Source organism: Actinomyces slackii (assembly GCF_900637295.1).
Taxonomy (GTDB): Bacteria; Actinomycetota; Actinomycetes; order Actinomycetales; family Actinomycetaceae; genus Actinomyces; species Actinomyces slackii.
The window spans coordinates 1,925,114-1,940,375 of record NZ_LR134363.1; the positions used below are offsets into that span (position 1 = coordinate 1,925,114).

General features: G+C 70.7%; 10 protein-coding genes and 1 pseudogene. 5 read left to right on the forward strand and 6 right to left on the reverse strand.

Annotated elements, in window-relative coordinates; all coding sequences use genetic code 11:
• Positions 1–94: 94 nt before the first annotated feature.
• Complete coding sequence (locus EL266_RS08045; RefSeq protein ID WP_026427652.1) at positions 95–2,368, reverse strand: DUF7926 domain-containing protein; 2,274 nt, start codon at positions 2,366–2,368, stop codon at positions 95–97.
• A gap of 310 nt (positions 2,369–2,678) precedes the next feature.
• Complete coding sequence (locus tag EL266_RS08050; protein ID WP_026427653.1) at positions 2,679–4,667, reverse strand: helicase HerA-like domain-containing protein; 1,989 nt, start codon at positions 4,665–4,667, stop codon at positions 2,679–2,681.
• 274 nt (positions 4,668–4,941) lie between these two features.
• On the opposite strand from EL266_RS08050, the gene EL266_RS08055 reads away from it, so the two are divergent.
• The 5 genes and pseudogenes from EL266_RS08055 (at position 4,942) to holA (ending at position 10,798) form a co-directional block, all read left to right on the forward strand.
• A complete protein-coding gene (locus EL266_RS08055; RefSeq protein WP_026427654.1) occupies positions 4,942–6,186 on the forward strand; it encodes a glycosyltransferase in 1,245 nt (414 codons plus the stop codon).
• Positions 6,187–6,246: 60 nt separating this feature from the next.
• On the forward strand, positions 6,247–7,074 hold the full coding sequence (locus EL266_RS08060; RefSeq protein ID WP_026427655.1) for a DegV family protein: 828 nt from the start codon (positions 6,247–6,249) through the stop codon (positions 7,072–7,074).
• A 114-nt stretch (positions 7,075–7,188) separates the two neighbouring features.
• Entirely contained in the window at positions 7,189–7,983 is a 795-nt protein-coding gene (locus EL266_RS08065) for a helix-hairpin-helix domain-containing protein (protein ID WP_232011990.1), read from the forward strand.
• Between the two features lie 725 nt (positions 7,984–8,708).
• A pseudogene (locus tag EL266_RS13980) lies at positions 8,709–9,689 on the forward strand (ComEC/Rec2 family competence protein); the annotation flags it as partial.
• A gap of 80 nt (positions 9,690–9,769) precedes the next feature.
• Positions 9,770–10,798 carry a DNA polymerase III subunit delta gene (gene holA, locus EL266_RS08075; protein ID WP_026427657.1) on the forward strand — a complete coding sequence of 343 codons (1,029 nt, stop codon included), beginning with the start codon at positions 9,770–9,772 and terminating at the stop codon, positions 10,796–10,798.
• A gap of 12 nt (positions 10,799–10,810) precedes the next feature.
• On the opposite strand, the gene EL266_RS08080 is transcribed toward holA, so the two are convergent.
• The 4 genes from EL266_RS08080 to EL266_RS08095 all read right to left on the reverse strand — a co-directional run bounded on the left by EL266_RS08080 (position 10,811) and on the right by EL266_RS08095 (position 15,256).
• Positions 10,811–12,298: a DUF1846 domain-containing protein gene (locus EL266_RS08080; protein ID WP_026427658.1), complete on the reverse strand. Its 1,488-nt coding sequence runs from the start codon at positions 12,296–12,298 to the stop codon at positions 10,811–10,813.
• 233 nt (positions 12,299–12,531) lie between these two features.
• The gene (gene rpsT / locus EL266_RS08085; RefSeq protein ID WP_026427659.1) at positions 12,532–12,792 is read right to left on the reverse strand and encodes a 30S ribosomal protein S20; all 261 of its coding nucleotides are present in this window, start codon (positions 12,790–12,792) and stop codon (positions 12,532–12,534) included.
• A gap of 221 nt (positions 12,793–13,013) precedes the next feature.
• Complete coding sequence (locus EL266_RS08090; RefSeq protein ID WP_026427660.1) at positions 13,014–13,709, reverse strand: type II toxin-antitoxin system PemK/MazF family toxin; 696 nt, start codon at positions 13,707–13,709, stop codon at positions 13,014–13,016.
• A gap of 71 nt (positions 13,710–13,780) precedes the next feature.
• Complete coding sequence (locus EL266_RS08095) at positions 13,781–15,256, reverse strand: hypothetical protein (protein WP_051281361.1); 1,476 nt, start codon at positions 15,254–15,256, stop codon at positions 13,781–13,783.
• Positions 15,257–15,262 lie beyond the last annotated feature (6 nt).

A 15,262-nucleotide genomic window follows, 5' to 3' on the forward strand; every position in this document is an offset into this window, starting at 1 on the left:
AGATGAACACAGACGAACCGGGTGGTCTGGCACTGAGTCCTCAGTGCCAGACCACCCGGTTCTTGGCGAGTGCCGGTGGCTCAGGCCGGGGCCGTCATGCCCGACGGCGCAGACGCAGAGCGATCGCTCCGGCCACCAGGACCGTCAGCCCCACTCCGAGCAGGCCCAGGCCCGCACCGGTGCTCGCCAGCCCGCCGCTCGGCTGGGACGGGGTGGGCGAGTCCGGGGACTGCGGCTGGCCAGGAGCTGAGGAACCGGGCGCTGAAGGAGCGGGCGTGGAGCCCTCCTGCGTCGGGGTCTCGGTGGGCTCGGGCTCGTCCGGGGTGGGCTGGGGCTCGGGCTCATCGGGGGTGGGCTGGGGCTCGGGCTCGTCCGGGGTGGGCTGGGGCTCGGGCTCGTCCGGGGTGGGCTGGGGCTCGGGCTCGTCCGGGGTGGGCTGGGGCTCGGGCTCGTCCGGGGTCCTCGGCGTATAGGTGTTGACCACGGACAGGAGCACAGGCTCAGAGCTGCCGGGGATGGTCACGGTCGCAGCCTTGCCCGTCGTCACCGGGGGAGTATCCCCCGGGGCCGCATCAGGACTGCTCACAGTGATCGTGGTGACCACGGTGTGGCCGCCGCGCTCCGCGTTGGTCTCGGTGATCGTGCACTGCGTGCCTGCGGGCAGTTCCGGGCTCTCGAAGAACTGCGTGCGCTCATTGTGCTCTGTGAGCGTGAAGCTCCCGGAGCTGCCGTTGAGGCACTCGTAGGTGAAGGAGAACTCGTCGCCCTCCAAGGCCTCGGCGCCCTCAACATTCTTGGTGGCCGCGAATCGACCGGTCGCGGGCACGTCCTGCGTCTGCGCGGAGTTGCGCAGGAAGACCGCGGCGGACTGCTGATCGCCGATGGTGAAGGACGGGCCGGAGAGGTCACCGATGCTGAATCTCGGAGCTCCCCAGGTCACGCCCGCAGGAGCGGGAGATGCCGTCGTGGGATCCTCGCTGGGGGTGATGATCGTGCCAGCCGGGAAGGTCCCGTTGAAGGTCGTGATCTCACCCACGGTGACCTTCATCGTGGTGCGTCCACCGGTCTGACTGTCGTTGATCGTGCCCGGGGCCTTCCAGCCCTCATCGGCGTAGTCACTGACCTTGTTGGAGCCCGGCAGCTGGTAGTCGATGACGACGTCGAAGGAGGTGCCCTCCTTGACCTTGTCGGCGGCTTCGCCGGAGAGCAGCTTGGTGACGGAGAATCCGCCGAAGCCGCGCTCCATGGTGACCTCGATGGAGAAGGACTTGGTGTAGTACACCGTGAAGCTGGAGCTCAGATCGGTCCCCACGAGGGAGGCCCGGTTGGTGTACTCCATGCCGGGCTGGACCGTGCCGCTCTGCGAGATCGGGGTGGAGGCGTAGTAGACGATGTAGTTGGTGTCAGGCGCGAAGGGCCCGGTCACCGTGATGGTGGCGGTATTGCCATTCACTGTGACGCTCAGATCGAAGTCGCCCTGGGAGGTGTCCTTGTCAGCGCCACTGGCGTCGGTGACCTGGCCGTGGACCGCGGAGCGGTCCCGGGCGGTGCCGATCTCCAGCTTCCACGCGCTGGGATCCTCGACGTAGACCTGGCCGGGCTCAAGGGTATCGGTCAGGGTGATGGTGGAGCGGGTCTGGCCATCCACGATGATCGGGGTTCCCGCAGCCGCCAGCGCCTCCTGGACGCGGGGGAAGCCGAAGCTGATCTCCCAGTCCACCGCCGTGGAGCTCGCCGTGACAGGGAAGGCCCACTTACGCAGGCCCTCGGGCTCGTAGTTCAGGCCGACGTTCTCCGAGATCTTGCCACCCGGGATGGCAACCTGGGTGATCTGTCCGTTGGCGTTGATCTCAGCGGTGTCCAATTCCGTGGCTTGCGTCGCCACGAGGAGAGCACTGCCCTTGCCGCGGAAGCCGTTGAAGCCCTGATCGCGCACCTCGGTGAGCTTGTCATTGAAGGTGCAGGTGATGGTCGTGGCCTCCAGGGCGCAGGAGCCGATGTCCACCGTGGTGCCGTTGTGCTGGACGGACAGGGGCTGGGCAGGAATGGTCTCGCGGTTGCGCAGGAAATCGGGGAGAGTGATCTGGAAGGAGTCACCGGAGGCGATATCGGCAGCCGATCCGTCCCAGCTGAAGCTGAGTTTGAGGAAGTCGTCGACCTTGACGCTGGTGTCCGAGGGGTCCTCATTCCCATTGGCGTCAGAGGAGATCAGGCTCAGGTCGCTGATGATGATCCTCTCATTGGTGGCAGCCTGCGCGGAATGAGGCAGGACGACCAGCAGTGCGCCGATCATGGCCAGCAGCACGGCCAGAACCCCAGTGGTCCGGGCGGCCCCGCGAAGGGATCGCGGTGAGGATAGGGAGGGCACAGTAATCCTCTCGACGGGTGGAGCATCGTGGCGCAGGCTCATGGGACCTGAGCCATGGATGGGATTGACCCGTCGATGCTAGAACCCGCCGCCCAGGCGAATCTATGGTGCCCGGCGCATCCATGATGACGATTTGATGTCAAATGCGCGGGATGGCATCGGAGTGATAACAGCTTCGTGAGGCATCGCAAAAAACCGGGGCCGGAATATGTGCTCTTCCGACAGACGCACAATGCATGGGCTCCAGGGCTTCACGGAGGTGAGAGGGGTCGAAGGTCGTGATCCGGGAGGTCAGGATCCCGACGCCGGACTACCGTCGGCGCAGAGTGCCCAGCAGCGTGCGGGTGAGCTCGCGGGTGATCTGGCGGCCCACCGAGCCGATGGTCTTCTCCACCTCGCGCTGACGGCGCTGGGCCGTCCTCTCAGCCTCCCGCTGGCGGCGCTCGGCCTCCTTGGCCGCCTCGCGCTCCAGGCGCTCAGCCTCCTTCTGGCGCTGAGCGGCCTCCTTCTGCGCCGCCTTCTGGGCCGCGGCCTCCGCCTTGGCGCGCTCCTTGGCAGCCTCCTCCTCGGCACGGGCCGCCTCCACCGCACGGGCATCAGCCTCCACCCGGGCCGCCAGCAGCTCATAGGCGGACTCGTTGTCCACCGGCGAGGCGTACTTCGGAGCCAGCGCCGAGGCATTCAGCACCTGCGCCACCGTGGACTCCTGGGCGGGCCCCATGACCGCGGCGGGCGCATTGACGACCACCGGCGCCACGGGGGCGGGACGGCCCTTCTCATCCAGGACACTGACCACCGCCTGCCCGGTGCCCAATGAGGTCAGGACCTGGCTCAGGTCCAGAGGGCTGGTGGGGAAGGTGGACACGGCCTTCTTGAGGTTCGCGGCATCCGCAGGCGTGTGGGCGCGCAGTGCGTGCTGGATGCGCGAGCCCAACTGGGCCAGGACCTCCTCGGGAACATCCGTGGGGGACTGGGTGATGAAGACGATTCCCACGCCCTTGGAGCGGATGAGGCGCACCGTGCGCACAACGGCCTCCAGGAAGGCCTTCGAGGCGCCGGCGAACAGCAGGTGGGCCTCGTCGAAGAAGAACACCATCGTCGGCTTGTCCGGGTCTCCCACCTCCGGCAGCGTCTCGAAGAGCTCGGCCAGCAGCCACATGAGGAAGGTGGAGAACAGGGTGCCCTGGGACTGGATATCCGCCAGCTCCAGGGCGGAGATCAGCCCCCGGCCATCGGAGGAGGTGCGCATGAGGTCACGCACATCCAGGGCAGGCTCGCCGAAGAAGGCCTCGCCACCGGCTGCCTCCAGGGCGGCGATCTCCCGGAGGATGACCCCGGCCGTGGCGGCCGAGACCCCGCCGATGGTCTTGAGCTCGGCCTTGCCGGCATCGGAGTTGGTCAGGTAGTCCACGACGGAGCGCAGGTCCTTGAGATCCAGCAGCGCCAGGCCCTGGGCATCGGCCCAGTGGAAGACCAGCTGGAGGGCGGAGGCCTGGGTGTCATTGAGGCCCAGGACGCGGGACAGGAGGATCGGGCCGAAGTCGGTGATCGTCGTGCGGATCGGAGTGCCCGCGATGGCGCCGGGCTGTGAGGCCTGAGCACCGCCCAGGGTGAACAGCTCCAGGGGGAAGGACTGGGCCTGCCAGGCCTGTCCTGTTGAGGCCGTGCGGGCCTCCAGCCTCTCACTGGTGGACCCTGGCTCGGCCAGTCCGGTCAGGTCGCCCTTGACATCGGAGAGGAACACCGGGACCCCCGCGGCGCTCAGGCCCTCGGCCAGCAGCTGGAGGGTGCGCGTCTTACCCGTTCCCGTGGCTCCGGCAACCAGGGCGTGGCGGTTGAGCAGGCTCAGGGGGATGCCCACCTCCAGGCCCGCCACGGGGGCCGGCTCTCCACCGGACTGCGTGTCGAGATAGGTGCCCACTGGCAGCGCGGGGGAGGAGAAGGTGTAGCCCGCGCGCACCTGGGCGGCGTAGGCAGGATCGGATCCGGAGGGGGGCTCAGGGCTGGCCTGCGGGCTGGGATCCGGGACGGCCTGAGCAGCAGCGGGCTCGGCGGGCGGGGCCTGGTCAGGGACGACGTCGTCGGATGACTCACTGGAGGCGGCCTCGACGGGGCGGGGCTCAGTGGTAGCGGGCGCGGCGTCGTCGGCGGGAGCATCCTCAGCCTCCGCGGCCTGGGCGGGAGCCGTGGCCAGGGCGGCGTCCAGCGCGGCCTGAGCGGCTGCTGCCTTGGCGGCGGCGGCCTCGGCGGCGGCTTGAGCGGCCTCGGCCTTGAGGCGTGCGATCTCAGAGTCGTTCATGGCGCCATGGTAAGGGCTGCGCCTCACAGGAGCCGGAGCAGCGCTGAGGCGCCGAGCGCCCTGCCCTCGCCGGGCATCGGCTGGCGTTACCCGCCCCAGGGGCCTGTCCATCCTCGTCGCCCGGTGTAGCCTCGCCTAAGGCCTGCCTGACCGCCGCCCGACCGCTCGACATCCCCAGCCAGCTCGTCCACGCCAGCTCTCCCGCATCACGAGGTCACTGCATACTCATGTTCCTGCCCAGCACCGCGACAGCGCCACTCATGCGAGGCCTGCGATGAGGATCGCCTTCTTCATCGACGACTACCTGCCCTCCGTGCACGGCGTGGCCACATCCACCGCCGCCTTCCGCCGGGCCCTGGAGGATCTGGGCCACGAGGTCTTCATCGTCGCCCCCAAGGCCGAGGGGCATATCGAGCACGATGACCACATCATTCGCCTGTCCTCCTCGAAGTACTACGTGTTCGACAGCCGGGAGATGGCCAATATCTACCCCGGCCTGGCCAAGCGCTTCGACGCCTACGACTTCGATGTCGTCCACAGCCAGACCCAGTTCAGCCTCGGGGTCCTGGCGCACTCAGTGGCCAAGCGTCAGGGGATCCCCCATGTCACGACGATCCACACCCTCTACACCGAGCTCATCGACGACTACCCCGTGGCGATCGTGGCCGGGCTCCTGGCCGTCTCCTTCGCCTTTCCCGTGGCCCTGAAGTCCACCCCGGTCCTGCCTCGGGTGCATCGGGACTCCATCAAGCACCTGCGCCGCTCCACGATCAAGGCGGCCCTATCGCGCCACGGGTGGAGGCTCACGGCGGCCTTCGCCAACAAGTGCGACGCCTGCCTGGCGCCCTCCCAGCACCTGGCCCAGATCCTCATCCACGACGGCGGGCTGAGCATCCCGTGCACGGTGCTGCCCAACGGCATCGACACCGCCTTCTACCGACACGCGCGGGCCGAGGACTCCCTCATCCCCAAGGAGCCGGGGCAGCGCTTCATCATCTGCGTGGCGCGCCTGAGCCCTGAGAAGCGGCAGATAGCGCTTGTCGAGTCCCTCGCCCACCTCCCCGATCCGGTACGCCTCATCCTGGTGGGCGGCGGGCCCTCGGAGGCGGAGCTGCGACGCCGGGCCGAAGAGCTGGGGGTGGCCCATCGCGTGGTCTTCGCCGGGATGCTCCCGCCCGAGCAGGTCGCGACCCTGCTCAAGCAGGCCGATGTCTTCGCACTGGCCTCCTACCACTTCGACAACCAGCCCATGGTCTTCCTGGAGGCCTCGGCGGCAGGACTGCCCATCGTCTACTGCGATGAGCGGATGACCGAGTGCCTCACCGAGCGCAATGCCGTCCTCGCCAGCGGCATCACGGGGGAGGACCTTGCCCGGGCCTTCAACGAGGTCCTGGGCGATGAGGCGCGTCTGGAGAGCCTGCGCAGCGGGGCCCTGGAGGTGTCACAGGACTTCGACGTCGCCACGGCCGCAGGACGGCTGATCGACCTGTACACCGGCCTCATCGAGGCGCGCCGCTGAGAGCGGTGCGCGCCGGGCCCCATCCCTGCTGATCCCGGGAGTGCCGATAGGCTGTTGGGCATGCCCCTCGCCGTCGTCACCGACTCCGCTGCCTGCCTGACGCCCAGTCTCGCCCAGGACCACGGCATCGAGGTCGTCGCGCTGCACGCCCACACCGATGAGACTGGCGCCTCCACCACCTCCCGGCCCAGCGTCGAGGAGCTCGCCCGGGCCTACCGGAGCGCCGGCGGGCGCAGCCGAGAGGTCCTGGCCCTCCACCTGTCGGCCTCCCTGTCCGGCACCATGGACAATGCCCGACTGGCCGCCCAGCAGGTCAGCGCCGAGGAGCCCATCGAGGTGGAGGTCATCGACTCCGGGACCTGCTCGGCGGCGCTGGCCCTGGCCGCCCTGGCCGCCAGCGGTGCGGGGGATCTCAGGCACGGCGCCGCCCTGGCTCGCGAGTCCGCGGCCCGCTCCCACCAGTTCTTCATCATCGATAGCCTCGCTCACCTGGCCCGCACGGGCCGGATCGATCGGACCACGGCGCGCCTGGGGGGAGTACTGGGGATCCGCCCGATCCTCACCGTCACCCCCGAGGGCATCCGGGCGGTGGAGACCGTCAGAGGGGCGGCACGGGCGCGGCGCCATCTCATCGCCCAGGCCGTCCACGCCGCCGGGGGCACGGCCCTGTCCGGCCCCAGGCCCCCGGCCGAGCCCGTGCGCCTGGCCCTCCAGGGCCAGGACCCGCAGATCCTGGAGGAGACCTCCGCCCAACTCGACCAGGCCCTGGAGGAGGCTGGCGCCATCGTCGTCGAGCGCCACATCCTCCCCATCGACGAGGCGCTGCAGGTCCACCTGGGACCAGGCGCTCTGGGAATCGCGATCGCCCCGGCACGGGGCCTGCTCTGACCCTCGCACGACGACGCGGCAGGCCGGTCACCACAGGCCAGCCCATGCCGGCGGCCTCCACAGGCCCACCGCTGGCCCAGGCAGTGCGACGGCGATTTGCCCTAGCGTCCTGCCATGGGCAGGCGCGCAGCATCAGGAAAGCAGTCCTTGGACGACCTTGTGCGCCTGGCCTGCTCCACCGACCCGCAGGAGCCAGAGCGCCGCCCCAGCCGCCTGGCCATCGCGCCACGTGCCGCCATCATCGCAGGAGTCATCCTCATCGGCCTGGCCCTGATGCTCGCGATGCGGGCCATCAGCGGGGCCACCGCCGTGCCCCAGCCCAGCGGAGCCCCGGCACATGCGGCCTCGACGGCGAGCCCAGGGCCCACGCAGGAGGGCGCATCCGCCCCCGTGCTCGCCCCGCCCGATCCAGGATCGGCCAGCGCCCCGGCAGTAGGCGGGAATCCGGAGGGCATCGTCGTGGTGCATGTGGCCGGTGCCGTCCAGGCACCCGGAGTGGTCCGCCTGCCTCACGGCTCGCGCGTCATCGAGGCCATTGAGGCCGCAGGAGGGGCCAGCGCCGACGCCGACACCGACCAGCTCAACCTGGCCAGGATCCTGAGCGATGGCGAGCAGGTACGCGTCCCGCGGATCGGCGAGACCCTGCCCGAGCAGCCCGCCGGCGGTGACCCAGCCGGCCCAGGCGCCACCGCGGGCGCATCCGCGCAGCAGGCCGGGGGCAGGATCAACATCAACACTGCCACGGCCTCACAGCTCGAGGAGCTGCCCGGGATCGGCCCCGCCCTGGCCAAGCGGATCGTGGAGCACCGCGAGGCCCACGGCCCCTTCGGCGCGGTCGAGGACCTGACCGACGTTCCCGGCATCGGCCAGGCCAAGATGGAGGCCCTCAAGGAGGAGGCCACCGTATGACCCGGGATCGCACCGCCGCGGGCGGCCCAGCCTCCGGCGGGCCCTCCGCACCGGACCTATCGCCGGGGCAGTCGCAGGCGGCGCCCGCGGGCTGCGCTCCTTCCCGGAGCCCGCGGACGGGTGAGCCGGTCCAGGTTCCCCCGGCCGCCTGGGATGACCCCGCCATTCTGTCCGCCCTGGGACCTGAGCCGGCCACCGCTCCGGCGGATAAGGCCCCCGAGGCCCTGGATCTGCGCCTGGCCGTCCCTGCCCTGAGCGCCTGGGCGGCAGCCGCCTGGGCGGTCGGCCGCACCGGCGCGGCCGCATGGCAGGAGCCCGCGGCGGCGGCACTTGCCGCGCTGGGCGTCGCCGCGCTCCTGGCCGCCGCGCTCTGCCGATTCCGCCCACCGCGCCACCGCGCCGACCCGCGCCCGGGCGCGCCCGAGGGGGAGCCGGCCTCTATGGGCACGCCCACCGCCAGCCTCATGGTGTGCTGCCTGGCGGCGGCCAGCGCCCTGGCCGTCAGCTCGGCCCAGGTGTGGGCCAGGCAGCAGGACCCCTTGACCGAGGCCGCCGAGCAGGGGCGCAGCGCCACACTCATCGGGACCATCGCGCAGCAGCCGCGCGTCATCGCCTCCGCGCGCGCCACCACAGTGCTCACCGTCCTGGATGTCGCCAGTGTGGACGGAGCCGCATCGGGCCTCTCGGCCACAGTCCTGGGCGGCCAGGAATGGGCGGACCTGGATATGGGGGCCCAGGTGCGGGTCCGCACCTCGATCCGGCCCGCAGAGCCCGGCAGCGCTCAGGCGGCCCTCATCGGCCGCGGTTCGCCGCGCCTCCTGGCCCCTGCCTCAGGGACCCTGGGCGCCGTCGCCTCCCTGCGCCAGGGCCTGGCCCGGGCGGCCGGAACGGGCCAAGCCGGCCCGTGGCCCGAGGGGGCGCGAGAGCTCGTGCCCGGAATAGCCCTGGGGGACGACCACGCCCTGCCCGCCGGCCTGCGGCAGGACATGCGAGCAGTGTCCATGACCCACCTGACCGCCGTGTCCGGGCAGCATGTGGCCATCGTCCTGGGGCTGAGTCTGACCGCCCTGGGGGTGCTGCCGAGCCGATGGCGGGCCCTGACCGGAGCGGTGGTCCTCGCGGCCCTGGTGGTGCTCGTGCGCCCCTCGGGCTCCGTGCTGCGATCAGCGGCCATGGGCTCGGTCATGCTGGTGGGCGTGGCGGCCGGCCGCCGGGCCGCAGCGCTGCCCGCCCTGTTCGGCGGCGTCATCGTCCTGCTGCTGGCCGACCCCTGGCAGTCCCGTGACTACGGCTTCGCCCTGTCCGTGGCCGCCACCGCGGGAATCCTGCTGGCCTCCCGGCCGGCCACCGCCGCCCTGTCCCAGCGCCTGCCCGGATGGCTGGCGGCCCTTATCGCGCTGCCCCTGGTTGCCCAGGCCGCCTGCGCCCCCATTCTCATCCTGCTCCAGCCTGCGGTCGGGCTCTGGTCGGTTCCGGCCAATGCGCTGGCGGCCCCCGTGGTCCCCCTGGCCACGGTCCTGGGCCTCATGGCAGCGCTCATCGCCCCGCTGTGGCCGCAGGCCGGAGCAGCCCTGGCCTGGCCGGCGGTGGTCGCCTGCTCCTGGCTGGTCCTCCTGGCGCGGTTCTTCGCCGGACTGCCCGGGGCGCAGGTGGCCTGGCCGGCGGGTCTGCCCGGCGCGGCGGGACTGGCCGCCCTGGAGGCCGCAGCCCTCGTGGCCGCCTCCCGGCGGGCACGATCGGGCCTGGCGCGGGTCTGGAAGGCCGCCTGCCATGGCAGGCTTGGCCCATGGCATCCCCCCGCTCATCGCGCCCTCGTGGCTCACGGGCGCCCGCCGGCCCGTCCTGGGATCAGGTCGAGCTCGCCCCCATCGTCCTCATCCGCGCGGGCGAGGAGGTCCTGGCCGACCGGGCGGTGGCCCGTCTCCTGGCTCAGGCCCGGGACAAGGACCCCACGACGGAGGTCACGCGACTCGAGGCCGCCACTTACGAGTCCCACCAGCTCGACACCCTCGTCTCACCCTCGCTGTTCGGCGAGCCCAGACTCATCCTCATCCCCGCCCTGGAGCAGATGACCGACGCCCTGCTGACCGACCTGCTGGCCTATGTGGGGGCGCCAGACCCAGACGTCGTGGTCATCCTGCGCCACAACGGCGGCCAGCGCGGCAAGAGGCTCCTCGATGCCATCAAGGCCTCCGCCCACCCGGTGGTCGCCTGCGAGGCCATCAAGAGCGCCAAGGACAAGTCCTCCCTGGTCAACGCCGACGTGCGCCGGGCGGGGCGAAGCATCGAGCCCGAGGCCGTCGGCGCACTCGTGGACGCGCTGGGCAGCGACCTGCGCGAGCTGTGCTCCGCCGTCGACCAGCTCCTGTCCGACACCCAGGGGACGATCACCGCTGAGCACGTGCGCACCTACTACGCCGGGCGCATCGAGGCCACCGGATTCACCGTCGCCGACGCCGCCGCGGCCGGCAACACGCCCGCCGCCATCACGGCCCTGCGCCACGCCGTGGCCACCGGCACCGACCCGGTCGCCATCGTGGCGGCCCTGGCCATGAAGATCCGCCAGCTGGCGCGTGTGGCCGCCGCTGGGGGCAGGCGCATGAGCCCCGCCGAACTGGGGATGGCCCCCTGGCAGGTCGACCGGGCTCGCCGCGAGCTCTCCGGCTGGTCCGATGACGCCCTGGCCACCTCCATCCTGGCTGTGGCCCGAGCCGACGCTGAGGCCAAGGGCGCCAGCCGCGACCCGGTCTACGCCGTCGAGCGCGCCATCCTGACCATCTGCCGCGCCCGGCGCTCAGGGGCGCGGCGCCGTTGAGCGCCGGGCGCCTCAGCGCTTGCGGTACAGGGACTTGGTGGCGTAGACGGGCTCGTTGGTGACCTGAACGCCCAGGGAGCGGAAGATCCCCTCGTCGACCGGACCCAGGATCGTGGAGGTGTGCACATCGCAGCCGCGCAGGCTCTCCAACTGGTCCAGTGCGCGCCTGGCGTTGTCATCCCCGTTGGCGGACACCGCCAGGGCGATGAGCACCTCATCGGTGTGCAGGCGCGGGTTGCGCGAGCCCAGATGCTGGGTCTTGAGGGTCTGAATGGGCTCGATGGACTGGGGGGCCAGCAGATCCACACTGTCCTCGATGCCCGCCAGGACCTTGAGCGCATTGAGGAGCATCGCCGAGCAGCAGCCCAGCAGAGCACTGGTCTTGCCGGTGACGATCTGCCCATCGGGCAGCTCGATGGCCGCCCCCGGGGCGCCGGTGGCAGCCGCGACGTGAAGGGCGGGGCCCACCACCGGCCGGTCCTGGCCGGCAACCCCCACCTTGGCCATGAGCAGGGCGATGCGCCTGGACTGGACCGCCTCGGTGGCCTCGCGCTTCTCGGCCACCAGCGCCCGGTAGTAGCGGCGGATGATCTCCTGTCGGGAGGCCTCCCGGCAGGCCTCATCGTCACTGATGCAGTACCCGGCCATATTGACGCCCATATCCGTGGGGGAGGAGTAGGGCGAGGAGCCCAGGATCTCCTCGAACAGGCGCGAGAGCACGGGGAAGATCTCCACGTCCCGGTTGTAGTTGACGGTCTGGACCCCGTGGGCGGCCAGGTGGAAGGGGTCGATCATGTTGACATCGTCGAGGTCGGCGGTCGCGGCCTCGTAGGCGATGTTGACCGGGTGGTCCACCGGCAGGTTCCAGATGGGGAAGGTCTCGAACTTGGCGTAGCCGGAGGACAGTCCCCGGCGGTGGTCGTGGTAGAGCTGGGACAGGCAGGTGGCCATCTTGCCCGAGCCCGGCCCGGGGGCGGTGACCACCACCAGGTCCCGGCTGGTCTCGATGTACTCGTTGCGCCCATACCCCTCATCGGAGACGATGAGGGCCACATCATTGGGATAGTTGGCGATGGGGAAGTGCCGGTAGACCCGGATGCCCAGGGTCTCCAGCTTGCGCTTGAAGTCCTGGGCCTGACGGTTGTCATCGGTCCACTGGGTCACCACCACTGAGCCCACGTAGAGGCCATAGGCCCGGAAGGCATCGATGTGGCGCAGCAGGTCGTCCTCATAGGGGATGCCCAGATCGGCGCGCACCTTGTTGCGGGCGAAGTCCTTGGCGTTGACCGCCACGACGATCTCGACCTCCTCGGCGAGCTCGGCGAGCATGACGATCTTGTTGTCCGGGGTGAAGCCGGGCAGGACGCGAGAGGCGTGGAGGTCATCGACGAGCTTGCCGCCGAACTCCAGGTAGAGCTTGCCGCCGAACTGGGCGCGCCGCTCGGCGATATGCCTGGACTGCATCCCCAGGTACTTGTCCCGGTCGAATCCGATGCGCATGGGCATGAGCGCTCCTGGTGGTCGCAGTGAGTCGGGCGCCTGGCGGCCGACTCGGCCGCAGGCCGGGGGACATGCTAGCCCGGTGAACATGACCGGGAGGTGACGGGTCCAGGATGAGCGTCTCGATTCGGGCCCGGTGCGGGGCAGAGCCAAGGGGCGCCTCCCATTGCGGGAGGCGCCCCTTGGCGCATGCTCAACTGCGGCTGTCCGCCTGGCGGATCACAGGTGGCGGATCACAGGGCGGCGACGCGCTTGGCCAGCTTGGACTTGCGGTTGGCCGCCTGGTTCTTGTGGATGACGCCCTTGGAGACGGCCTTGTCCAGCTTGCGGGAGGCGGCCTTGAGGTGCTCCTCAGCGGTGCCCTTGTCGCCGGCCTCGACGGCCTCGCGCACGCGGCGCACGTAGGTCTTGAGCTCGGACTTGACGGCCTTGTTGCGCAGGCGGGCCTTCTCGTTGGTCTTGATGCGCTTGATCTGGGACTTGATGTTCGCCACGGTGAAGCTTTCTCGTGTCTGGTGTGGTCAATGGCCGGAAAGAGGGTTCGCGCCTCGGGCTGACGTGGGTGGTGGGGCACCTGGCTGGCCCGGTCGCCGGACCCCGCAGCCGGCCAGGCCAGAGGTCCAGTGGGGGACTCTATCATCCGGCATTGCCGCAACCCCAGGGATCAGGCAGAGGCCCGGGCGTGAGGTGCATCGCCTCGGCCGGCTCGGATTTCTCAGGCGTGATGGGCGCGCAGGGCGGCCACGACGCCGTCGAAGGTCCGGCGGGCCATCGTGGCGCCCTCGCGGCGCACGGAGTCGGGGCTGACCAGGAGGAGCCGATCCAGGCGCACCTCGCTGGGGCGGCCCTGGCGGTCCCAGTCCCCTGTGCCGACGTCGTGCCAGTAGCGCCCGTGGCGGGCCTCCTGCGCGGCATCGCCGTCATGGTCCTTGGAGGTCATCTGCGCCACCACGAGGCGCCCCCCGGAGCGCGCCAGCACGAGGACGGGGCGGTCCTTGCCCCGGGAGGCGTCCTCCTCGTAGGGCACCCAGGTCCACACGACCTCGCCGGGGTCGGCGTCCCCATCGGGGTCGGGGGAGTAGGAGAACTCGGGCAGGCCCGTGGCGGCGACGTCATACACCGCCACTGACCCGGGCGCCCCGGTCTGCTCCACGCGCGTGGGGCCTTGTCCTCTGGGGCCACTGGATCCACTGGGTCCGCTGGCTGCCCTTGGGCCCGGTGACGGCGCGGAGCCCGCTGGCCTGCCAGGAGCCGAGCCGGAGGACCCGCCCGAGGAGGGGCGCTTGCGCCCGCCCTTCCCTTGCTGTCCCTGCGACCCCGGGGACTTCAGGGCGCTGCCGAGCGCGTCGGAGGCGGCGTGCGAGGCGGCCCGCCCGAGCGCGCCAAGGAGTCGATTGACGAGGCTGGTCATGGCGCCACCCTACAGTCGCCGTGCCACGACAGCGGTGACCCGCGGATGCGGGGCCGACGCCAGGGGCCGCCTCAGTTCGGGCGCTCCACCGCGGTGCAGGTCTCCATGGTGGTCGGGGCCTGGCCCGCATTGGCGGGCGCCAGGTCGATGAGCGTCGTCACTCCGGTGGTGGGGTCGCCGGCCTTGCAGGTCTTCAGTGACGCCCATCCCTGCTCGTCGATCGCAGCGGTGTCAACCGCGTAGATGGCGGTGAAGCTGAATGTCTGCGAGGAGTTCGCCGGCAGGTCGGCCGAGACGATCCGGAAGGTCCCATCCTCCTCGGGGTCGATCCAGAACGTCCATCGCGGCATGCTGGCCCACATACTGCTGAGCGTGAGCCCGTTGGGAGCCTGCGGCCGCAGGCGCATCTCGGATGTCGAGCCGTGGGCGTCGGTCGGGTTGGTGACAGTCACGGTGTACTTGATGCTCACGTGGGGCGTGGACACCACGCCCCCGGGAGGATCCACGCTGACGCTGCTCTTCTCCGCCTGGACCGTGACCTCCTGTCCGGGGCGGTTGTCCTGATGATCCGAGGACACGCTCCTGCCCCCGGTGGACACGCTCGTGGTCAGCGTATTGCGTCCCACAGCACCGGAGTAGCTGACCAGGCAGGTGAACTCGCCGCCCGCGGGCACCGATGTCTTGTCCGCGGAGTCCACGGACAGATCCACGCTCCGGCCGGTCGTGGGGGCGACGAGCTCGGAGCCCCCATGGGCGCGCAGGTCGCAGCTGAGCCCGGTGATGCTGGCAGGTCCCTGCGTCGTGGCGACGCTGACCGTGAAGGCGCTGAGCGCAGTGGTCGAGTCATTGCGCACGGTGGCCACGAACTGCCCGGCGCCCGAGTCGGCGTCCGGGGCCGCCGTGCCGGGAGCCGTGGTCACGGTGACCTGGGGAGCTGCGGCATCGGGCTTGGTCACCGAGGCGGAGGGGGTGCGGACCGCATTGTCATGGGAGGTTGTGATCGTCGGGGCAATGGAGTAGGTGCGCTCGGCGCTTCCGGGGGCCACGACCACGGCATCCATGCTCAAGTCGAGGTATGTGCCCGAGGGCGCCTGGTCGAACTCGACCTCGTAGGTGAGGCTCAGGCGCTCGGGGGTGCAGGACACGCTCTTGGCGTATCCCACCGAGCTGCCGTGCCTGTCATAGCGCAGGTGGTCGAAGAAGCCCAGGCCCGACTGGGTGAGCCTCTCGATGGGAGCGCCCTCGTGGGGGGCGGTGTAGTAGGTGGCCGTGCCCTCCACTCGGCTCTCATCCCGGCAGGCCCACTCCCACTGGCCCGGCTGGGAGGGGATCTCGATGGTCAGGGTGGTGGTCTGATTGGGGGCCGCGGTGGCGGGGACGCGCAGTCCCCAGGACAGGCAGCCGGTGGCCTTATCCGTTCCATGGCAGTCGGCTCCCGCCGTGGAGTACGTCCCTGAGGCCGCGATGTCTCCGGAGGGTTGAGGGGTATCCGCCTGTGCCGGGGCGCCAAGGAGCGGCGAGGCGATCAGGGGCAGGGTGAGGATCATGGCGTG